This window comes from Kaistella rhinocerotis (assembly GCF_030243905.1).
GTDB lineage: Bacteria > Bacteroidota > Bacteroidia > Flavobacteriales > Weeksellaceae > Kaistella > Kaistella rhinocerotis.
On the sequence record NZ_JASSYY010000002.1, the window covers coordinates 904,401 to 924,888 of the forward strand.

18 protein-coding genes and 1 riboswitch are annotated in these 20,488 nt (G+C 43.9%); of the genes, 8 read left to right on the top strand and 10 right to left on the bottom strand.

Annotation, left to right across the window (positions count from 1 at the left end; all coding sequences use genetic code 11):
• The first annotated feature begins 59 nt into the window (after positions 1 to 59).
• Positions 60 to 1,484, top strand: a complete 1,425-nt coding sequence (locus QEP06_RS09460) for a CCA tRNA nucleotidyltransferase (RefSeq protein WP_285270031.1) — start codon at positions 60 to 62, stop codon at positions 1,482 to 1,484.
• Positions 1,485 to 1,543: 59 nt separating this feature from the next.
• Here QEP06_RS09460 and QEP06_RS09465 read toward each other — a convergent pair whose 3' ends face one another.
• Positions 1,544 to 3,457, bottom strand: coding sequence for a TonB-dependent receptor plug domain-containing protein (locus QEP06_RS09465; RefSeq protein ID WP_285270032.1), 1,914 nt, complete (start codon positions 3,455 to 3,457; stop codon positions 1,544 to 1,546).
• Between the two features lie 101 nt (positions 3,458 to 3,558).
• Positions 3,559 to 3,729, bottom strand: a riboswitch (cobalamin riboswitch).
• Between the two features lie 22 nt (positions 3,730 to 3,751).
• On the bottom strand, positions 3,752 to 5,818 hold the full coding sequence (gene ppk1, locus QEP06_RS09470; RefSeq protein WP_251832109.1) for a polyphosphate kinase 1: 2,067 nt from the start codon (positions 5,816 to 5,818) through the stop codon (positions 3,752 to 3,754).
• Positions 5,819 to 5,932: 114 nt separating this feature from the next.
• On the opposite strand from ppk1, the gene QEP06_RS09475 reads away from it, so the two are divergent.
• Positions 5,933 to 6,529: a Crp/Fnr family transcriptional regulator gene (locus QEP06_RS09475; RefSeq protein ID WP_285270033.1), complete on the top strand. Its 597-nt coding sequence runs from the start codon at positions 5,933 to 5,935 to the stop codon at positions 6,527 to 6,529.
• Positions 6,529 to 7,758 carry a hypothetical protein gene (locus QEP06_RS09480; RefSeq protein ID WP_251832107.1) on the top strand — a complete coding sequence of 410 codons (1,230 nt, stop codon included), beginning with the start codon at positions 6,529 to 6,531 and terminating at the stop codon, positions 7,756 to 7,758. The genes QEP06_RS09475 and QEP06_RS09480 overlap by 1 nt, the downstream gene beginning before the upstream one ends.
• 70 nt (positions 7,759 to 7,828) lie before the next feature.
• Here QEP06_RS09480 and QEP06_RS09485 read toward each other — a convergent pair whose 3' ends face one another.
• The 8 genes from QEP06_RS09485 to QEP06_RS09520 form a co-directional block, all read right to left on the bottom strand.
• On the bottom strand, positions 7,829 to 8,386 hold the full coding sequence (locus tag QEP06_RS09485) for a fasciclin domain-containing protein (RefSeq protein ID WP_285270034.1): 558 nt from the start codon (positions 8,384 to 8,386) through the stop codon (positions 7,829 to 7,831).
• Positions 8,387 to 8,481: 95 nt separating this feature from the next.
• Positions 8,482 to 9,249, bottom strand: coding sequence for an ABC transporter permease subunit (locus QEP06_RS09490; protein ID WP_285270035.1), 768 nt, complete (start codon positions 9,247 to 9,249; stop codon positions 8,482 to 8,484).
• The gene (locus tag QEP06_RS09495) at positions 9,246 to 9,959 is read right to left on the bottom strand and encodes an ABC transporter ATP-binding protein (RefSeq protein WP_285270036.1); all 714 of its coding nucleotides are present in this window, start codon (positions 9,957 to 9,959) and stop codon (positions 9,246 to 9,248) included. The genes QEP06_RS09490 and QEP06_RS09495 overlap by 4 nt, the downstream gene beginning before the upstream one ends.
• Positions 9,960 to 10,010: 51 nt before the next feature.
• Complete coding sequence (nosD, locus tag QEP06_RS09500) at positions 10,011 to 11,237, bottom strand: nitrous oxide reductase family maturation protein NosD (RefSeq protein WP_251832103.1); 1,227 nt, start codon at positions 11,235 to 11,237, stop codon at positions 10,011 to 10,013.
• Between the two features lie 6 nt (positions 11,238 to 11,243).
• Entirely contained in the window at positions 11,244 to 11,654 is a 411-nt protein-coding gene (locus tag QEP06_RS09505; RefSeq protein WP_285270037.1) for a nitrous oxide reductase accessory protein NosL, read from the bottom strand.
• A gap of 31 nt (positions 11,655 to 11,685) precedes the next feature.
• The gene (locus QEP06_RS09510) at positions 11,686 to 12,282 is read right to left on the bottom strand and encodes a hypothetical protein (RefSeq protein ID WP_285270038.1); all 597 of its coding nucleotides are present in this window, start codon (positions 12,280 to 12,282) and stop codon (positions 11,686 to 11,688) included.
• 52 nt (positions 12,283 to 12,334) lie between these two features.
• Positions 12,335 to 14,335 (bottom strand): Sec-dependent nitrous-oxide reductase, encoded by a 2,001-nt coding sequence (nosZ, locus tag QEP06_RS09515; RefSeq protein ID WP_251832100.1) that lies wholly within the window; start codon positions 14,333 to 14,335, stop codon positions 12,335 to 12,337.
• Between the two features lie 38 nt (positions 14,336 to 14,373).
• Positions 14,374 to 14,871 (bottom strand): c-type cytochrome, encoded by a 498-nt coding sequence (locus QEP06_RS09520; protein ID WP_251832099.1) that lies wholly within the window; start codon positions 14,869 to 14,871, stop codon positions 14,374 to 14,376.
• A gap of 146 nt (positions 14,872 to 15,017) precedes the next feature.
• Here QEP06_RS09520 and QEP06_RS09525 point away from each other — a divergent pair, with 146 nt between their 5' ends.
• From QEP06_RS09525 to dnaK, 5 genes are all read left to right on the top strand, one after another.
• On the top strand, positions 15,018 to 15,404 hold the full coding sequence (locus QEP06_RS09525) for a c-type cytochrome (RefSeq protein WP_285270039.1): 387 nt from the start codon (positions 15,018 to 15,020) through the stop codon (positions 15,402 to 15,404).
• Between the two features lie 115 nt (positions 15,405 to 15,519).
• On the top strand, positions 15,520 to 15,888 hold the full coding sequence (locus tag QEP06_RS09530; RefSeq protein ID WP_285270040.1) for a hypothetical protein: 369 nt from the start codon (positions 15,520 to 15,522) through the stop codon (positions 15,886 to 15,888).
• Positions 15,889 to 15,950: 62 nt separating this feature from the next.
• The gene (locus tag QEP06_RS09535) at positions 15,951 to 17,990 is read left to right on the top strand and encodes a TonB-dependent receptor domain-containing protein (RefSeq protein ID WP_285270041.1); all 2,040 of its coding nucleotides are present in this window, start codon (positions 15,951 to 15,953) and stop codon (positions 17,988 to 17,990) included.
• A gap of 11 nt (positions 17,991 to 18,001) precedes the next feature.
• Positions 18,002 to 18,295, top strand: coding sequence for a hypothetical protein (locus QEP06_RS09540; RefSeq protein WP_285270042.1), 294 nt, complete (start codon positions 18,002 to 18,004; stop codon positions 18,293 to 18,295).
• Positions 18,296 to 18,494: 199 nt separating this feature from the next.
• A complete protein-coding gene (gene dnaK / locus QEP06_RS09545) occupies positions 18,495 to 20,390 on the top strand; it encodes a molecular chaperone DnaK (RefSeq protein WP_285270043.1) in 1,896 nt (631 codons plus the stop codon).
• Positions 20,391 to 20,488: the final 98 nt, after the last annotated feature.

A 20,488-nucleotide genomic window follows, 5' to 3' on the forward strand; every position in this document is an offset into this window, starting at 1 on the left:
GCAGTTTCCGTATCTTTGCAAAAATTAACAAACAGCGTATTTGCAAGGGAGTTCTTATTATGATCATTAATCTTACCCAGTCTAAAAATTTCAGGCTCTTTAAACTAGCGTCCGAGGTAGCGTCAGAAAATGGCCAAAGTATCTATATTGTAGGCGGTTTCGTGCGGGATTTACTGCTGAGACGCGGCCAGCCGACGGATATTGATTTTGTGACTGAGGGAAGCGGAATTGCTTTAGCCAAAGCACTTGCAAACAAAATTAACCCCAATCTTAAAGTTTCGGTTTTCAAGAATTACGGCACGGCAATGTTTAAATACAACGGCCTTGAGATAGAATTTGTCGGGGCGCGGAAAGAAAGCTACGCTGAGAATTCACGCAAACCCTCTGTGGAAAACGGAACGCTGGACGATGACCAAAAGCGCCGCGATTTCACCATAAATGCGCTGGCAATTTCGCTCAATAAGGAAAACTTCGGCGAACTGGTAGATCCCTTCAATGGCATTGAAGACCTTAAAAAGAAAATCCTGCGAACACCGCTCGATCCTGTTCAGACCTATTCTGACGATCCGCTCAGGATGATGCGCGCGGTGCGTTTTGCTGCGACTTTAAATTTCAAAATAGAAAAATCATCACTTGAAGCGATCAAAACGGAAAGTCAGCGACTGAAAATAGTGTCGATGGAAAGAATCATGGTGGAATTTAATAAGATCATGATGTCTGCAAAACCTTCGCTCGGTCTCAGGATTTTGGAAGAAACATCGCTGCTGCCATTGATCATTCCCGAACTTACCGCGCTGCGCGGCATACAGGAAGTTGAAGGTCAGACGCATAAAGACAATTATTGGCATACGCTGGAAGTGGTAGATAATATCTCCCAGAACACGGACAATCTTTGGCTGCGTTGGGCTGCGCTGCTTCACGATATCGGCAAGGCGCCTACCAAGAAGTTTGTCGAAGGTACCGGCTGGACATTTCACGGTCACGAATTTCTCGGTTCAAAAATGGTGAAATCTATTTTTCACCGGCTGAAACTTCCGCTGGGCGCGGACATGAAGTACGTACAAAAACTGGTGAAGCTTTCATCGCGGCCAATCGCGCTGATCGATGACGGAACTTCGGACGCGGCTTTGCGCAGACTGCTTTTCGACGCGGGTGATGACCTGGAGGATCTTTTCATCCTTAACAAAGCCGACATTACCACAAAAAATTCTTCCAAACAGGAAAAATTCAAGAAAAACTTTGAATATGTGGCGCAAAAAATACGTGAAGTTGAAGAAAAAGACCACATCCGAAATTTTCAGCCACCTATTTCGGGTGAGGAAATCATGAAACTTTTTAATATTAAGCCAGGCCGTGAGATCGGGATATTAAAAGAGAAAGTAAAAGAAGCAATCCTGGAAGGCGAAATCGAAAACGATCCTGTGCAGGCCCGAAATTTCGTGATCAACGAGGCAAAATCGCTCGGACTTATCCTTGCAGAATGAAATAAAACGCCCTTTTGAATTCATCAAAGGGCGTTTTTATTACACTCAAAAAAAATTTTCTAAAACCGATAGTTGACGCCGAGCATATAATTTCGGGGCTTCGTGGTATATCCGATCACATCAACGTATGATGTATTCAACACGTTTCCGATATTGAGGTAAGCATCAATTTTTGAATTTATTTTTTGGTTAATATTTAAATTAAATAAGTTAAAACTATCCAACATCACTTCTTCTACGAGGAAAGTGTTTTCGTTGTAAAAAGAATCAGCTCGTTTTGAGATAAACTGGTGGTTCACGGTAATTCGGGTTCCTGAAAACGGCTGAAATTCAGCATAAGAATTTACACGCTGTTTTGGCTGTCTCAGCATTGTCGCCTCGTCCTCTTTTTCCACAAAACTGAAGTTGCCTCCCAAGCGTAGCATCGGATGCAGACGGTAATTCACGCCCAGTTCGAAACCTTTGGCTTTATTTTCGGCCACATTTAGGTACTGTCCGGCGTAAGTTTGAAAATCTACGATACCGTAAGTGAGGACATTTTTTTCATTTCTAAAGAAAAAGCTGGCATTAAACACGAGAGTGCGGTCTTTTTTGCCCAAGCTCAAATCGATTTCATGTGCAAAATTGGTTTCCGGCTCCAGTTCAAAATTCGCCAAAACGTAAGGTAATGAGCCGTAAGTCTGGTACAGCGTTGGCGCGATGAAAGCAGTGGAGTAGGAGTAGCCCACTTTAAGATAATATGTTTCAAGTTCCTTCAGGAGATACGGATTAAGGCTGTAAACCCAGTGTTGGCCGAACTTTGAGTTGTCTGTGAGGCGCGCACCGGCATCAAGATTCAAAATATTAAAACTGAAATTTGCATTGGCAAAAATATCGGTTGCATGAAGCTCAGTATCTTCAAGTTTTAGGACATCTTCCAGTTGCGTTTTTCCCCACGGAAGAGATTTTGCGCCCATTTTTTGATTTTCGAACTGTGCACCGACGGTGATATTCACATGCTCTGAAAATCTGTAATTATTAAATATTTCACTGAAGAAACTGCGTCCGGCGTAGGAGAAATCATCCTGATATGCGGAATTTACAAAGCTTTGACCCAAACGCTCGTTGCCCGAAAACCTTGTGTTAAAGGCAATTTCACCGTTTTTGTATTTAAAGTTTGCATTCGCGCCTACAAAATGCTGCCGGTCATCTGCGCGATAAACTCCGTCACTGAATGCACCACCGTCATAATCGAAAAGATGATGATTCCAACCGCCGTTTACATTCAGATTGAAATTCCCGAATGAATAGCCGACCATCGCGCTGATGTTTTGTTTTTCAAAGCCGTCTTTCTCGAAATTTTCGCCTTCAGCTGATGAAAGTCCGTCAGATTTTTCGTTGAATCCCGAAACGTGATAAGTCAAATCCTTGATTTTTCCTTTCAACAAAGCATTTTGCGCAAACGTAGAAAACGAACCTCCGCGCGCACCTAAAATGCCTTCTATACTGCGGGTTGCTGTTTTCTTGGTCTTGATATTAATCACCGAAACAGTGGCGTTGCTCCCATAAAGTACAGATGAGGCACCGTTCAGAATCTCGATGCTTTCTACACTTTCCAGTGACAGAAGCCGCAGATCCGAAACATTATAGTCGTTTCCGGTGACATCTTTCAGTGGCACGCCATCCATTAAAATCAATACGTTTGCACTCTTGCCACCGCGGATTTTCATGGCTTTGGGTTCCTGGCCATTGTTGAAATTGCTTACGATCTGGAAGCCGGCGACCTGGTTCAGCACCTCAGGTAAACTCTGGCCCTGATGTTTTTCAAGGTCCACAGCACTGATCAGCTGCACGTTTTTGCCGGTTTTGTAAAGTTGTTGTTTCGTCTTTGAAGCGATCGTCACGGTTTCGATCTGCGTTTCATTCTCCTGTTGGGCAAAAATGTCTGATGATAGGACAAGCATTGCTCCAACAAAAAACAATCTTTTTTTCATTAAAGAATAATTTAAGTTAAAGATGTGCCTATCGGAAAAAATGTAGGGAAAACAGCCGAACAGAAACGTTCAGCTATTCACGACTCTTCCTCCGAAAGCGTTTGTTAATCATACTTTCGGCAAGGTCTCCTGACTTTCACATTGTTTCACCTTCCCGTTTCCAGTGGTTTTTTTTGAAACAATTCTTTGATGTGATTTACAGTTGCGGGGACAGTCCACGGTTTGCACGCGGTTCCCTTTTCCAAAAGTTTGGCGAAGATAATACAATTAAAACAGCAAAACCAGCTAGGAAAGCTAAGATTTGAGCGAAAGCTCTTTGAGATAGCGGTAAGTTTCAATTTGTGAACGGTATTCGACGCCGCCATTTTTCACATACTCATTGCGGAGTTTTTTGTCTAAAATTCGCGCTTTCACGTTGTCATTCAGCTGGATATCGAGGATGTCTTTTATTTCTTTCTTTAAATTTTTCTGGATTATCGGTACAGCGGCTTCTATGCGGTAATCGAGGTTTCGCGTCATCCAGTCAGCGGATGAAATATAGATGTCCTCATTGCCTTTTCCGTAAAAATACATCACCCGCGCATGTTCCAGATATTCATCCACAATACTGATGGCCTGAATCTTCCTCTTGAAACTTTTTTGGTTCACAGCACAGTAGATTCCGCGTACGATCAGTTTTACTGTAACACCGGCCTGCGCAGCATCGTAAAGTTTTGAAATAAGTTGGCGGTCGCTGAGCGAATTGGTTTTGATGATCATCTCTGCTTTCCTGCCCGCCTTGGCTTCCGCAATTTCACGGTCGATAAGCTCAGAAATGCGTTCCCGCATAAATTCTGGAGAAAGAAGCAGGCTTTTGCACGATTTCAGTACAGGCAAAAAATCGTGTTTAGGTTTGCGAAGTACATTAAAAACTTTATTGATATCTGCCATGATGCCGCGATCGGCGGTCATCAGCAGGTGGTCACCATAGATTTTAGCGGTTTTTTCGTTAAAGTTTCCGGTGCTTACAAAGCCATACTGCAGAGTCTTGTTGTGAACACGTTTTTTGATGACGCAAAGTTTCGCATGCACTTTCTTGTTCGGAATACCGAGCAGAACCTTTACGCCTTCCTGTTCGAAGATATCTTTCCATTCCAGATTGCTTTCTTCATCGAATCTGGCGCGCAGCTCAAGCATTACTGTGACATCTTTGCCGTTCCGTACCGCGTTAATCAGTGCGTTTGCTATTTTAGAGTGGCTCGCCAAACGGTAAGCGGTGATCTGTATCGAGCGTACATCAGGGTCCATCGCCGCCTCGCGGAGCAGATCGATGACAGGTGTATAGGCGTGGTAAGGAAAAGTGAGCAGTACGTCAGTTTTCAGTATCACATCTGTCACACGGTTATCTGCAAATACAGTATGGTCGAAAGACGTGCGTTCCAGCGGTGCGCTGTAGGCTTTGAAAACCTTTGGAAAGTCCATGAAATGCCGGAAATTGTGGATTTTCCCACCCGGAATTATGCTGTCTTTTTTCGAAAGATTAAGTTTCCGGATTAGAAATTCGAGCAAAGCTTTGTCCATCTCGCGGTCAAAAACGAAACGTGTGGGTTTCCCTTTGCGGCGCGATTTTATGCCCTTTTCGATCTTTTCGGCTAAGGTTGTTTTGATGTCGTTATCCAAATCAAACTCGGCATCTTTGGTAACTTTAAAGCAATGCGCCTGAAACTCATCGTACCCGAAATAAGAAAATATATGCGGAAGATTAAACGCAATCACATCTTCGAGCAACATCACGTTTTTCTCGTCATTTTCAGAGGGTAGCAAAACAAAACGTCCCACCGCGCGCGAGGGAATCTCAATAATCGCGTAGTTGCTGGCGTACTGAAAATCGCCGCGGCGCATCGCAACGCCCATGTAAAGGGACTTGTCTCGCAGATAGGGCATCGGTGAATTCTCATGAAGCAAAATGGGAATCACGTTGCTTTCCACGATCTCATCAAAATATCTCCACACGAAAACTTTTTGGTCTTCTGTGAGATTTTTGGTGGTTCTGATGAACACATTTTCAGAGGACATCTCCATCTGAATTTTCTTCCAGGTCTTGTCAAAATCCTGCTGCTGGCGCAAAACAATCTCGTTGATGGTTTGCAGGATCTTTGAAGGTGGCTGGTAAAAAGATTCGGTGATGAATTTGGTTTTAAAATCCATCGCACGTTTCAGTCCGGCGACACGAACGCGGAAAAATTCGTCGAGATTATTAGAGAAAATTCCAAGAAACCGGATCCGCAAGTGCAACGGAACCTTCGGATCCATCGCTTCCTGCAGCACTCTTTCATTAAAGGCGAGCCACGTAATATCGCGCGGATTAAATTCTGCCGGCATCTGTTGAACTGGTTTTTTTGGTTAGATTCAAAAATAGGATAAATATGTCGTAATTGTGTAAAAAGCCGGCGTTTGTGCCGAAAATTTTAACTAAATTTACGACAAATCCGATCTATGTTTACACGAGAAATGCTTGTACGCGGCAGAATTCCGGTCTTACAGCTGAAGCGGAAAGATGTACTTTTCCGGGAAGACCAGCGCGCCTCTTTCCTGTATTATCTGATGAAAGGCGAAGTGAAGATCTATAACACCGATTCTGAAGGCAAGGAGTTTCTGATAAACAAAGTGCTGGAACATCAGTTCCTTGGCGAACCGCCGTTTCTGCTTGCGGAAAGATATCCCGCCACAGCTGTAATAACAAGTGAAATTGCGGAAGTCTTCTACTTCAGCGAGGATATTTTCCAAAATTTCATGGCTGAACATCCGCCGATGATGTTTGGTTTTACTAAAGAAATAGCGAAGAAAGCTTACGAAAAAACTTTAAGGCTAAAAAGCATCGTGCATCAGTGTCCGCACGAGCGTGTGCTGAGTTTCCTGAAAATCTACAAACGTGGTCTCGGCATAGAAGACGAGGAGAAAACCATCATCAATGTTACGCGGAAAGAAATGGCCAATTCTACCGGTTTAGCTGTAGAAACGGTGATCCGTACCGTAAAGAAGATGGAAAGAGAAAATAAGATAGAACTTGTAAACCATAAAATTTACTATTGATGCAACGGACGTTCTGGTTGAAATTTGCACTGTTTAATTTCGTGATCGTAGCGCTGCTCGGCGTGGTGATGAGGTATAAGATTCCGTATTCGCTGCCGTTCCTGGATCAGAAACATGTGCAGGAAGCGCATTCTCATTTTGCATTCTATGGCTGGATCACCAACATACTTTACGTATTGTTGACCGATTATCTGCTCAAAAATTTACCAAACCTTAATGTACGCAAGTACCGCTACCTTATCATTGCCAACCTCACAGCGTCTTTCGCCATGCTGGGACTGTTCATCTACGGAGGTTATTTTTGGGGTTCGATCGCGGCCTCGGCGGCGGCACTTTTTGTCAGTTTTGGATTTGCGTATTGTTTTTACATGGATTCCAGAAAACTGCAGGATACCTCAAAAATCTGGTTCCTTGGCGGATTGTTTTTTGCGGTGATTTCCTCGGCGGGCGTTTTCAATTTGGGTTACATGATGAGTTCGAACAACGTGACGCAGGATTGGTATCTAGGCTCAGAATATTATTATCTGCACTTTCAGTACAACGGATTTTTTATTTTCTCCTGCATCGGGCTGCTGCTCTACTCGCTGAAAGAAGCCGGTTCTTCAATTGGCGCCAGGGAAAACCGTCTGCTGTTTTGGCTAATGTTCATCGGATGTTTAATAGGTTTTGGGCTTTCGGTTCTCTGGTTAAAACTGCCGGTGTATATATTCGTGATTATCGTAATTGCTTCGCTGATGCAAACGGCGGGTGCCGTGATGCTTTATAATTTTGTAAAGAGAAGTTGGACACATTTGGTACTGAAGTGGTCGCCAATGCAGCGCTTCGTGCTGATCTTTGTCGGATTTGCCTTTGCGGTGAAAATAGCACTGCAGCTTGGTTCGAATATTCCTGCCCTTAGCCAGTTTGCATTTGGTTTTAGAAACGTGGTCATCGCTTATCTTCATCTTGTTTTGCTGATGTGCATTGCAACTTTCCTTGTCAGTCAAATCCTTGCAACCAATTATTTTACCATCGGAAAAACGCTCTTGCTAGGTCTGAAAATTTATCTGCTCGGCATTTTCCTGCAGGAAGCGTTACTCGGCATTATGGGAGTACTTTCAATCAAGTACATCTCGCTGCCATTCTCACAACATTTACTTTTAGCGGTTGCGGTGCTGATTTTTATTGGATTGGTGATAATGTTCTTTAATTTAAAAAGGAAGAACACGCAGCAGATTTCAAAGATTTAAATAAAACAAAGCGGCTTACAGATAAATGTAAGCCGCGGTCTTAAAAACAATTAAATTAAAAAAAGCTGCATTATTTTTCCGGAAGCAAAACTTCGTCGATTGCGTAAACCACGCCATTTGAGGCCGGAACTGTAGCGACGATCTTCGCTTTTCCGTTGATCAGCGGTTTGCCGTCTACCATTGTTATTTTAATATTTTTTCCGTTTACCATGCCTAAAGACTGGCCGTCTGACATCTGATCTTCCTTGATGACACCTACGTACGTGTGATAACTTAGGATATCTGAAAGCGCATCTGCCTGATCCGGTTTCATGAGACCGTCTACCGTGCCTGCAGGCAACTTCTCGAAGGCCGAATTAAGCGGTGCAAATACCGTAAAAGGCCCGGTGCTGCTGAGCGGCGCTTCGAGGCTGGCGGCCTGCACAGCTTTCACGAGCGTTGACAGGTCTGGATTCTTCACAGCGAGCTGCACGATGTTCGGATTTGAATCATCATCCTGAATGCCATCCTGACCGTGACCTACTGCTTCGGTTGTTGCATCTGTGTTCGCAGCGGTTACCGTGTCGGTTTTCTGGCAGGATGCAAGGATCAGCAGCGAAGCTCCTAAAATAAAAACAGTCTTTTTCATTTGATTTAATTTTATATAAAAATACACTGAAAATCAGGTTGATAAGTATGACTGCGATCATAAATTAGATCTTTGCGCGGTGACTTTTGTCAGTGCTACAAATCTTTCTTATTAAAATTAATCAGTGAAATCAAAAACGGAAAAGAAGCCCAAAGCAGCAGTACGACAAGCGAGATTCCCATGCCGCCGCGCGACCCGAAAACCTGCGCGAATACAGCTCCGGCATAACCCAGCATTGCTGAAATATCAAGTTGGAGCAACACGAATATCCGTGAAAGACCCACAGGATTGAGTCCTGCAAGTGTTGCCATAATACCTTCGATCGGGTAGTCTGCAAACTGGAACATTAAGACTAGCAGAATTCCGTCATAAATAATGCTGAAAAACATCCAGATAAAAATTGAAATTCCAATTCCTTTTGCGCGGTCACGTGTGAGCACTGCCGCAAGCATCGCAAATGACGTGAAAATGACTGAAAGCATAATACCGATGATAATGAGCGAAAAACCCGTTTCAATAGATGAATAGAGCAGTATCGGCAGTCCGCAACCTACAAGAAATGCCAGGATAAGAGCCGTGGCAAGCCCCAGGAAAATATTAAACCAAACTTTTGCCCGCGCAACTGGCTGGCTGAGCAACAACTCAATGAACTGGCTGCTGTTGTAAACATAAATGGTAGAAAATATGATGCTTACGAGCGGCACTACGAGTAAAACTACATTAAGCAAGCTAAGCGTAGCTTTCGTGTAATTGCCTTCGAGGCCCAGGACAGACCACGAAATGATAAACAGCAAAACCGTGTAGAAAATGACGATCTTGTTTTTTAAAATATCAAAAAGTATAAAGCGGGCTATCTTGTTCATTTCTTCATTTCTTTTAAAATACTGATGATTGATTCTGATATCTTCTCGGTTTTATGCTCGGTCATCAGATCTTCCACAGACTGTTGCACGATGATCCTGCCTTCATTCATGAAAACCACCTCGCTGATGATCTCATCGAGTTCGCTCAGCAGATGTGAGGTGATAATGATTAGTTTTCCTTTGTTTTTTTCTTTAATGATTTTCTTTTTGAGGATTTCGGATGATAAAGGATCGAGGCCTGCGGTGGGTTCATCAAGAATGATGATTTTGGGGTTGAACATGAACGCAAGCACGGCGCTTACTTTCTGTGTGGTACCGCCCGAAAGTGTTCGCATTTTTTTGTGGTAAAGATTTTCAAGAGCAAAATCCTGAAGCAATTCGGTATCAAGTTCGCTTGTCGGTATTTTTCGGGTGTCTTTGATCATTTGTATGGTCTGCCCGATCGTCATGTTTTCTGGGTATCGGCCGATCTGCGGCATATAACCGATGTTCTCACGATACCGGAAATCTTCCTTCACACTTTTTCCGTCCACCAGGATATCACCGGTTTCTATCACATTCAGACCTAAAATACATTTAATAAGTGTCGTTTTTCCGCAGCCGTTCGGGCCGATCAGTGCAATAGATTTACTGTCGGTGAACTGCAGGTTCAGGTCATCCAGCGCTGTGAACTTATTGAATTTCTTGGTGAGTTTCTTTACGTCTATCATTTTAATTTCAGGGTGTCTGAGGGTGGATGTTTGAGGAGGTTTAAAGTATTTTTAAATCTCCACTTTTTTCATTAACGGTTCGGCATCCACAAAGTTTTCTGGCGTCAGGCTCGGAAGAATTTTCTCCGTACGGTCGAGTAAATCCACGAAGAAAGTACGGAACAGGAGCATGATCGATGGATTGTTTTCCACCAATACGGCGTAGAGGCTCAATGGATGGAAGGGGATGTCGCCTATTTTATCTTTGTCCAGATCATAGCCTTCATATTTGTCCCAGTAGTTCCGTTTAAAATCGTTCATTGCCATCGTTCCACTTGTGCTTACATCAAAGGTATTATTGATGAAATTATTGTTGATGACCCTGTTTTCCATGCAGTTTGAATTGATTTTCATGGCCCAACCGTTATTTTCGATCTTATTTTTGAAGAAATCGATTTTTGTAGCACCATCCATGAATATCGCGATGGTATTGTTTGAGAAGCGGTTGTGTTTTATTTTGCTGAAACTGATGTCTTTCAGCAGCAGTCCATAATTGGCATCTCCCCAGTTATTGATAAAACTGTTGCCCACCATACCGACATTATTGCTGTACATCACGGCTACGCCAGCATTGTTGTTATCGAAAACGTTGTTCACATAAACGTCGTCATTAGAGTTCATGAAATGCAGACCGTAGCGCAGGTTTTTGGTGGAATAGTTTCGGTAAATGTAGGAGTTGATCACTTTTTCGAGGTAAATGCCGTCTTTATGACCTTCTATGTGGTTGTTTTTGATCCAAAGTTCATCGCTCACCCAACCGTGGATGCCATCGCCCACGCCTTCCTGCGATTTTGACCGCGATGTGATGATTCGGTTATTGGCAATAAGGCAGCGAAAACCGCGTTGGATATAGATTCCGAAATAGTTGTTCTCGAAAATGTTATTCGTTATCGTAGAATATTGGCTGTTATAAAGCCGTACAGCGCCTATGTTTTTTATTTCGTCTTCGCCGGAATTGATGATTCTGAAACCGCTGATGTGGATGTTGTTGGCACGCATGGAAATAATTTCGTACTTCATTTCGCCGTCCAAGATGGGTCTGCCAACTCCGATCAGTGAAAGTGGATGCGTAATGCTGATGTTGCCTTCGCGGTAGTGGCCGCTGTGTACTAAAATACTGTCGCCACTTTTCGATGCGGCGACAGCTTGTTTTAGGGTTTTAAATTGTTCGTTTTTGCCAACTTTAAGTACATTCGAAAATGTAAATAGCGGCATCAACAGTAACAAAAATCTGATCATGATTTATTATTTGGTGAGACTTGCCCCCATGTTGGCTGCTGCTTTTTCGGCTGCTGCACGGGTTTGGTAAGCCTGAGTATTACCGCCCATCGGCGATTTTATGTTTCCACCTTTGATGAAGGTAGCTTTGGCTTTTTCTAGGAATTTGCCGGAAGGATAGTCTACTACATAAAGTTTAGCATTTTTAGCTTTGTCAGGATTTGAGTTTTCGTACATCGTCATGCACATGATGTCGTCAAATTTATACGCACGTCCTTTCTCGGTTATCAGCTCTGTGGCGTAGCCAAGTTGACTGATTGTCATCCGGCAGTTATCGCACTGGTCTTTGCCAAGCGCGATTTCTTTTGGTCCACTTTTTTGGCAGGAAAGCATCGCGATCACGGAAAAAGCAAGAATTAGAAGTTTTGGAAATTTCATTCGGATTTTATTTAATTATTAAGACATTATTTTAGGAAAGGACACGTTCAGATGTGGGTTTCCGGTATTCTATTACAGCTAAGATAGCCAAAATACCAGCAACCGCAAACATGATTCCTCCCCCAATATTGGGGTATGAATACGCTCCGAAATTGAGTAACTGCTTGAAACCGATCAGTGGCGGCTGGTATGACATGCCCGGTACTACGATGGCAGCATTTGGATCTAAATTGTGGCCATAATCATATTCCCACAGCCAGAAATCTACCATAAACGCAACCCCAAAGACAAGGAACAGCACTGTGGTGACATACAACCACGATTTTTTATTAAGTATTGCCGCCAAAAAACAAAGCAGTGCGAAAAATCCCAGTGCGTACGGTAAAACTTCAAACTCCCAGAAATCTTCAGGATGGATGGTTTTCATACCGATATAGTGATTCAGTCCATTGATTATCTCATATTCGCCGGTGATCTTATTTGCCCAGAGAAACATCGAAAGTCCCTCAGGGTACTGCGGCGCCTCCAGATAGATGGACCACAGCGGAACAAATATTGAAATTACCAGCGCGATTCCACATACGGCTAACAGAATGCGTGTAAACTTAGATAGGCCAGTATTTTTCATGTCGGATTAAATTAAAAAAGGGCAGAAAACTCTGCCCTTTGTTACTAAACTGTTATTTAGTTTCTCCTGATTTTACAGGGCTTTGTGCGTTGTCTTTTTTATTGTTCAGCGAGTAGATCAGCGGAGTGTTGCTTCCCGCGGGCGAAACTCTCACATAACCCTGCATTTCCTGGTGCAGCGCGCTGCAGAAGTCTGTACAGTACATCGGGAACATTCCTGCTTTCTTCGGAACCCATTTCAGCGTGCAGGTTTCACCCGGCATGATGAGGAGTTCTGCATTCTCGTTTCCTAAGATCGCGAAACCGTGCGGCACATCCCAATCCTGTTCAAGGTTCGTGACATGGAAGTAAACTTCATCACCAACACGAATACCTTCAATGTTATCAGGTGCAAAGTGCGAACGGATGGAGGTCATGTAGACGTGCACTTTATTTCCCTCGCGTACCACCTTGCTTTCAGCTTCACCTTTAGTGGCATATGGATGGTTGTTCTCGGCGATTTTAAAGAATTTGACCTGATTTTTAGAGATCATCTCGCCCGGTAACGCCTGCGCGTAGTGTGGCTCGCCGAAGGTTGGGAAATCCAGCAACAACTGCATCTTATCACCGCTGATGTCATATAGCTGAGCTGATTGTGCCAATTCCGGACCGGTGGGCAGATAGCGGTCTTTCGTGATCTTGTTGTAAGCTACAAGATATTTCCCGAAAGGTTTGCCAGAATCGCCACCAGGGATCATCAGGTGACCTACGGAGTAGAATGTTGGTGTTCTGTCTAAAACTTTAAGGTCTTTAATATTCCATTTCACTACTTCAGAAGATACGAACATCGAGGTGTACGCGTTTCCTTTTCCGTCAAATTCAGTATGGAGCGGACCTAAGCCCGGTTTCTGAACCTCACCGTAAAGTGCTGCTTCGTATTTGATTACCTGTACGCCGTCATATTCTCCTGCAAATGCTTTATCCGCGATCGCTTTCTGGATTTTGTCAAAACTGAAAACAGGGATCAGTGCGGCAAGTTTTCCGGAACCGATGATATATTCACCTGTTGGGTCTACATCACAACCGTGTGGAGATTTAGGGCATGGAATCATATACATTGCATCCTTCATATCCTCTACGGAAAGTACAGTGACTTCTTTCTTCATGGTAGAAGTGGCACTGTGTGTGCTTTCATCCCACTTGTTATGTGCGTAATTGGTCGCAACTTTTCGTCCCTTGCCGGCTTTTACAAGTTCAGCAGCTTTTCTCCAGTTCACTGCCATGATGAAGTCTTTGTCGTTTTGCGACGCATTCACCTCCAGCAGTGTATTTGCTTTTTCAGAGTTGTAGCACGAAAAGAAGAACCAGTCTTTTGATTTGCCTTTTCCGGCGTGTGACAGGTCAAAGTTGATACCCGGCGCTTCGATCTGGAAAGTTAGATCCATATCACCGGTTTGCTGATCAATTCCGATAAATGAAAGTACGCCTTTAAAATTTTCTTTGAACGTATCAATCGGTACGTCACCGCTCACATCGTCCATCGGCACGGCGAAACGTGTGCCTGCAACTACAAATTCCGTATTTTCTGTAAGGAATGGTGAAGAGTGGTTACCGGCAGAGTTCGGAAGTTCAAGGATCTCAACGGTCTTGAAGGTTTTGAGGTCTAATCTTGCCACACGCGGTGTATTGTTCGCGTTCGCAAAAAGCCATCTTCCGTCCACTTCCGCATTGGTTTGCGATAAGGAAAGGTGATGCTGGTCATCCCACGGAATGAAGCCGTGTGAAGTCTGCAGCATAGGTTTAGTCTCTTCGCTGTAGCCGTAGCCATTCTCCGGATTTTGTGAGAATACCGGCAAAACTTTCAGCAACCGGCCACTCGGCAAACCATAGACGTTCACCTGACCGTTGAAACCACCACTCACGAAGTTGTAGAACTCATCGTACTTGCCTGGAGCTACGTACACTTTCTGAGCCGCGTCGCCGCTTACCGCAGTTTCGGTACCTTTTGGTTTGCATCCTGTGAGCGCACTTAAAGCCACTACGGATGCGAGTCCAAATAATTTAAGACTTTTCATTATGTATCTGTTTATGTTTTTTTTAAGTACCTGGATAGTTACTTCGCGCCGTCAATTTCGCGCATGTATTCCAGAATTTCGCGGGCTTCGCTGTCAGCAAGACCTTGGTTAGGCATTCTTACCAGACAAAGCTCAAGTTGTTTCTGAAGTTCCGGGTCCACGTCGATCATTGGATCTGGGTTGCTGATGAAGTTCATGATCCATTCCGGAGTCTGCCTTTGGGTTACGCCTTTCCAGCCTGGACCCACAAGTTTTTCGTCGGTAGGTTTGTGACATGATGTACATTTCACATCAGCGATTTTTTTACCCGCTGCAGCCATTGCAGGATCGAATTTACTTACGTCTACATTTTCATGCGGACCCAGACCACGTTTAGGGTCATAGGCAGACGCGTCAGCACCGCCAGCAGGCGCTTCAGTAGCTGCCGGAGTGTCTGTGTTCGAGGCTGTTGGGATTGAATCTGATTTCTGGTCGCCTCCGCACGAGAACAATGCAAAGGCGAAGGTTGCTAAAGCAACTGTTTTTAATGAATTCATAATTTAATTATTTTTATACCTCAAAAGTAGAAAGTTTTATGCCCAAGCGCGTATGACTCAGATCATATGTTTGGTATGATATTTATCGTCATATTTGCTTGTTACCTTTATAGAAAACAAATAAGTTTGCATTAAATAATATAACTATGAATAAATATTTTGCGATTGGAATTTTAATGATGGCTTTTTCCTGCGGGAAGGATACAGTAGACTCCGGGAAAGAAAGTGATGTGATGATGGAGGAGCCGAACATTACTGTTGTAGATTCGGCAGCTGCCGGAAAACATGAAGGTTTGGCGCTTATTGAGGGGGCAGACTGTCTTACCTGTCATAAAGTAGATGCGCGGATAGTAGGCCCATCTTATCAGGAAGTTGCTGATAAATATACAGAGGCAGATATCGATATGCTGGCAACTAAGATTATCGAAGGTGGTAAAGGAAACTGGGGTGAGATCCCGATGACGCCGCACACCGGTATGAGTCCGGAAAACGCCAAAAAGATGGTTGAATATATCCTGACATTAAAGAAGTAATAATATAAGTGTACGCTGAACTCCGCCACTGGGCGGAGTTTTTTTATGACCATTGTCATCATGACAAATGGCAGTTTAGCGTTTCCGGGTTGCTAATTACCTTAATTTTGTCACCGTGAAACTGCTGTTCTCCATATTGTTTTCTTCACTGGTGTTTCTTTCCGGCACAAAGAATCTGATTTTTCTGGTGGATTATAGTCTGAATGCAGATTACTACGAGACCGTCTGCGAAAACCGCAGCCGCCCAGAGATGGAATGCCACGGCAAATGTCAGATAACAAAGGATGCGCAGAAAAATTCGGAAAGTCTAAGTTTTAATCATTTCAGTTTTGATTTCTATCCGCTGGAAGGCATTAAACTGTCCGTTCCGCACCGCGGATTTGTTACTGAAATTGCTGCCGTACGCCATACATTTATTCGTTGGAGAGCAGTATCGCTCAATGTTCCGAACCCACCTCCCAATTGCTGGAATTTATATTCTTGATGTTCTGAAATGTACTGCCAAAGTCTGGCGGTGCACATCTTTAAATTAAATTCCAAAATTCTATGTTATTCAATTATAATCCGGCTACCGGCGGGCTGAAATTTCGCGCCGTGTTTGCCGCGCTCATATTATCGTCTGCAGCTGCGGCGCAGACGCAACCTCAGGACAGCCTCGGCTACCGGAATATCGAAGTGGTGAAAATCATTAAAATAGGCGCAGGAGACAAAAACAAGTCACGTATTACCACTTCAAACACCGATATTCTTAATCATGACGCTGGCAAGTTTCTCAGCTCCATTCCTGAAATTTCCGGGATCAAGAAAGCCGGCAGCTACGCGACAGACCCGGTTTTGCGAGGTTTTAAATATGAGCAGCTGAACATTGTGATCGACGGTGCAGCCCACGCCATAAATGCGTGCCCGAGCCGTATGGATCCGCCGGTGAGTCACGTCAATATGAACATGGTGCAGGAAGCCGAAATCTTCAAAGGGCCTTACCATTTCAGACACGGCAACAGTTTTGGCGGTACCGTAAATTTTGTCACGCTGAAACCTAAATTTTCAGATGAACCTATGTTCGGAGGACGTGTATCCACCGGCTTCGAAAGCAACGGTTCGGTTTTCCGGAACGAAGCGTTTACAGAACTTACTTCAAAGAAAATGGTCTGGAATCTTTTCGGTTCATATCAAAAAGGCGATCGTTACAAAGACGGTAATGGCGATGAGGTCCGCTCTGCGTTTCTGCGGTACAATATCGGCACCAAAGCAAGTTTTAAATGGAATGAAAACCACCTTACCACACTGCAGGTAAACACAAACCAAGGCCGTGATGTGGAATTTGCTGCGCTGACGATGGACCTTATTTATGACAAAGCGTGGATGTTCCAACTCAAACATTTGGCGGAATTTCAGCACTCTTTTTTCAATCAATTTGATTTCAATTCTTTTTATTCGGTGGTCGATCACTCCATGGGCAGCCCGGACCGCACGATGGTCTCTGACGTAAGGTCTGTGACACTTGGCGGTCGCGGCGAACTGAAGAAAAGCTGGCAAAACAATGTTCTTTTTACAGGCGTCGATTACCGGCACGAGGCCGCCGAAAACATCAGCATGGTAATGCCGATGATGCCGGGCATGCCGATGAAAGACGGCACTGCGTGGCAGGATGCGGAAATCCGACAGTTGGGGTGGTTTGCAGAATACCAGCATCTGATGCCTTCTGCGAAACTCACGGTTTCCACACGGCTTGATGTGAATACTGGCGAGGCGAAAGCACCATCAAAACTTTTCGGAATGTTATATGGTGATGCCAAGGCGAGCGATATAAACCCAAACATCAGCTTCGGTTACAGCCGCAATTTCGGTCAGCATTTCCAGGTGGCGCTCTGGGCGGGCCGTGCACAGCGCAGCGGCAGCCTTACCGAAAGATTTATCAATCTGTTTCCGGTTGGAAATGACAATTATGAGATTCTCGGAAACCCAAATGTAAAACCGGAAATAAACAATCAAGCCGACCTGATCTTCACCTTTAGCCGTGAGGAAGTCTTTTTCCAGACCAATGTTTTCTACGCTTACCTGCACGATTATATTTCCGGTATCATCCGGCCAAACATTATGCCTTCGTCCATGAAAAGTCCCGGTGTGCGGCAGATACAAAATCTGGAGCGTGCGATGAAAGCCGGTTTTGAATCCAGATTCAACTGGAAGTTTTTACCTCAACTTAGATCTGAAATGGCTGTAGCGTATACCTATGCCGAAGATCTGGATACCAAAAAACCTTTGCCCGAGATCTTCCCGCTCGATTTCCGCTGGAAAATGCAGGCCGACCTGTCGCCCGTCATTTTTTCGGTAAATTATCGCTATGCCGCCGCTCAAAACAGAGTCGATCCAGGCTTTGGCGAACTTCAGACACCGGCATTTTCGGTGGTGGACCTGCATGGTAAGTACGAAGTTTTCCGCAATGCCTTCATCGATGCGGAGGTCAGCAACCTGTTTGATAATGCTTATGCAGAACACCTGAACCGCACGCTTACCGGCAACCGCAGTGTGCGCATCTTGGAGCGTGGCCGCAGTTTCAATCTGGGCTTTACCTATTCGTTTTGATTTTAAATTTAATGTTTACAAAAACACTTCTGCACGAAGTGTTTTTTTTATTAAATCTGTCAGCTGAAATACCGGGCCTTCTGGAAACGGAATATTGGGTTGCAGAAATGGCATTTTGGCTTGCAGAAATGATATATCAGGGTGCAGAAATGGGATATCAACGTGCAGAAATGGGATATCAGCGTACAGAAATGGTATATCAACGTGCAGAAAGGGTATATCAGCGCACAGAAATGGTATATCAGCGAACAAATATGATAAAACAACATTGCGATTCCATTTCCTGCCGTATTTGTATTAAATAGTTATACTAAACATTATCAATAATGCAAAAAAAAGATATTGAGTATTTTATCTGGACTTGTGTTAGTCCTTAATACGGCGATGAGACGGTACAAAAAGATTTATAAATAAAAAAAAGGTCAATTTGTCACACTTTTTTGCTTGGTATAAAATTGGAGAAAGGGTGTTTAAATAAAAATTTAAAAGCAAAAAATACATACTATGAGCAAAATAATCGGAATTGATTTAGGTACAACGAACTCCTGCGTTGCCGTTATGGAAGGTAAGGATGCCGTTGTAATCCCAAATGCGGAAGGTAAAAGAACTACACCTTCCATCGTAGCCTTCACCGAAGACGGTGAAAGAAAAGTAGGTGACCCTGCAAAAAGACAGGCGGTTACCAACCCTGAAAAGACAGTTTATTCAATCAAAAGATTCATTGGTACTCACTTCAAGGATGATGCAAGCGAGATCAGCAGAGTTCCGTATAAAGTGGTAGCAGGTCCGAATGATACGGTAAAAGTGAAGATTGACGACAGAGAATATACGCCACAGGAAATCTCTGCAATGACGCTTCAGAAAATGAAGAAAACGGCCGAAGATTACCTTGGCCAGGAAGTTACAAGAGCCGTAATCACTGTTCCGGCTTACTTTAACGATGCGCAAAGACAAGCTACTAAAGAAGCCGGCGAAATCGCAGGTCTGACAGTTGAGAGAATCATCAACGAGCCTACAGCAGCTGCTTTGGCGTACGGAATGGACAAAGCGCACAAAGACCAGAAAATTGCAGTTTACGATTTAGGTGGTGGTACATTTGACGTTTCAATCCTTGATCTTGGAGACGGCGTTTTCGAGGTACTTTCTACAAACGGTGATACGCATCTTGGTGGTGATGATTTCGATGATGTGATCATCAACTGGATGGCAGACGAATTCAAAACTGACGAAGGAGTTGACCTTAAGGCCGACGCAATCGCGCTTCAGCGTTTGAAAGAAGCAGCTGAAAAAGCGAAAATCGAGCTTTCGTCTTCAACTCAAACGGAAATTAACCTTCCATATATTACCGCTACGGCTACTGGACCGAAACACCTTGTGAAAACTTTGACTAAAGCTAAATTTGAGCAGCTTTCTGCCGATTTGGTGAGAAGATCAATGGAGCCATGTAAAAAAGCACTTTCAGATGCCGGACTTTCAGTTTCAGATATCGATGAGGTAATCTTAGTTGGTGGTTCTACAAGAATCCCGATCATTCAGGAAGAAGTAGAGAAATTCTTCGGTAAAAAGCCTTCGAAAGGTGTGAACCCGGATGAAGTGGTGGCAATTGGTGCTGCTATTCAGGGTGGTGTATTGACAGGTGATGTGAAAGATGTGCTTCTTCTGGACGTTACTCCGCTTTCATTGGGTATCGAGACAATGGGTTCTGTTTTCACAAAACTTATCGATGCAAACACCACAATCCCGACGAAAAAATCTGAGACTTTCTCTACCGCAAGCGACAATCAGCCTGCTGTATCGATCAGAGTAGGACAGGGTGAAAGACCAATGTTCAATGATAACAAGGAAATCGGACGTTTTGATCTTACTGACATTCCGCCAGCACCAAGAGGTGTTCCGCAGATTGAAGTAACATTTGATATTGACGCGAACGGTATCCTTCACGTTTCTGCGAAAGACAAAGGTACCGGTAAAGAACAATCAATCAAGATTCAGGCGAGTTCAGGACTTTCAGATGATGAGATCCAAAGAATGAAGCGTGAAGCGGAAGAAAATGCTTCTGCGGATGCTAAGAAAAAAGAAGAAGTTGAAGTATTCAACAAAGCCGATGGCTTGATCTTCCAAACTGAGAAGCAACTGAAAGAATTTGGTGACAAACTTTCTGCTGATAAGAAAGCGGCTGTAGAATCTGCGGCGGCGGAACTGAAAACAGCTTTCGATGCTAAAGATCTTGAAGCAACCAAGACCAAAACTGAAGCTTTGGATGCTGCTTGGATGGCTGCTTCAGAAGAGATGTACGCTGCAGGACAGCAAGGTCAGCCGGGTGCAGATATGGGTGGAAACCCAAATGCAGGCGGTGGCGCTGATGACGTTCAGGATGCAGATTTTGAAGAGGTAAAATAATACCCCATAAATATTTGATAATGACGGACGCTGTTGACATTTGTTGACAGCGTCTTTTTTTTAAGCTGAATTTTTAAATTTATTTTAAAAATTTAGTT

What these genes read in the sequence shown, in the direction of transcription:
- QEP06_RS09460 (WP_285270031.1), top strand. Translation starts at nt 60, where the DNA reads ATGATCATTAATCTTACCCAGTCTAAAAATTTCAGGCTCTTTAAACTA.
- QEP06_RS09465 (WP_285270032.1), bottom strand. Translation starts at nt 3,457, where the DNA reads ATGAAAAAAAGATTGTTTTTTGTTGGAGCAATGCTTGTCCTATCATCA.
- ppk1 (WP_251832109.1), bottom strand. Translation starts at nt 5,818, where the DNA reads ATGCCGGCAGAATTTAATCCGCGCGATATTACGTGGCTCGCCTTTAAT.
- QEP06_RS09475 (WP_285270033.1), top strand. Translation starts at nt 5,933, where the DNA reads ATGTTTACACGAGAAATGCTTGTACGCGGCAGAATTCCGGTCTTACAG.
- QEP06_RS09480 (WP_251832107.1), top strand. Translation starts at nt 6,529, where the DNA reads ATGCAACGGACGTTCTGGTTGAAATTTGCACTGTTTAATTTCGTGATC.
- QEP06_RS09485 (WP_285270034.1), bottom strand. Translation starts at nt 8,386, where the DNA reads ATGAAAAAGACTGTTTTTATTTTAGGAGCTTCGCTGCTGATCCTTGCA.
- QEP06_RS09490 (WP_285270035.1), bottom strand. Translation starts at nt 9,249, where the DNA reads ATGAACAAGATAGCCCGCTTTATACTTTTTGATATTTTAAAAAACAAG.
- QEP06_RS09495 (WP_285270036.1), bottom strand. Translation starts at nt 9,959, where the DNA reads ATGATAGACGTAAAGAAACTCACCAAGAAATTCAATAAGTTCACAGCG.
- nosD (WP_251832103.1), bottom strand. Translation starts at nt 11,237, where the DNA reads ATGATCAGATTTTTGTTACTGTTGATGCCGCTATTTACATTTTCGAAT.
- QEP06_RS09505 (WP_285270037.1), bottom strand. Translation starts at nt 11,654, where the DNA reads ATGAAATTTCCAAAACTTCTAATTCTTGCTTTTTCCGTGATCGCGATG.
- QEP06_RS09510 (WP_285270038.1), bottom strand. Translation starts at nt 12,282, where the DNA reads ATGAAAAATACTGGCCTATCTAAGTTTACACGCATTCTGTTAGCCGTA.
- nosZ (WP_251832100.1), bottom strand. Translation starts at nt 14,335, where the DNA reads ATGAAAAGTCTTAAATTATTTGGACTCGCATCCGTAGTGGCTTTAAGT.
- QEP06_RS09520 (WP_251832099.1), bottom strand. Translation starts at nt 14,871, where the DNA reads ATGAATTCATTAAAAACAGTTGCTTTAGCAACCTTCGCCTTTGCATTG.
- QEP06_RS09525 (WP_285270039.1), top strand. Translation starts at nt 15,018, where the DNA reads ATGAATAAATATTTTGCGATTGGAATTTTAATGATGGCTTTTTCCTGC.
- QEP06_RS09535 (WP_285270041.1), top strand. Translation starts at nt 15,951, where the DNA reads ATGTTATTCAATTATAATCCGGCTACCGGCGGGCTGAAATTTCGCGCC.
- QEP06_RS09540 (WP_285270042.1), top strand. Translation starts at nt 18,002, where the DNA reads ATGTTTACAAAAACACTTCTGCACGAAGTGTTTTTTTTATTAAATCTG.
- dnaK (WP_285270043.1), top strand. Translation starts at nt 18,495, where the DNA reads ATGAGCAAAATAATCGGAATTGATTTAGGTACAACGAACTCCTGCGTT.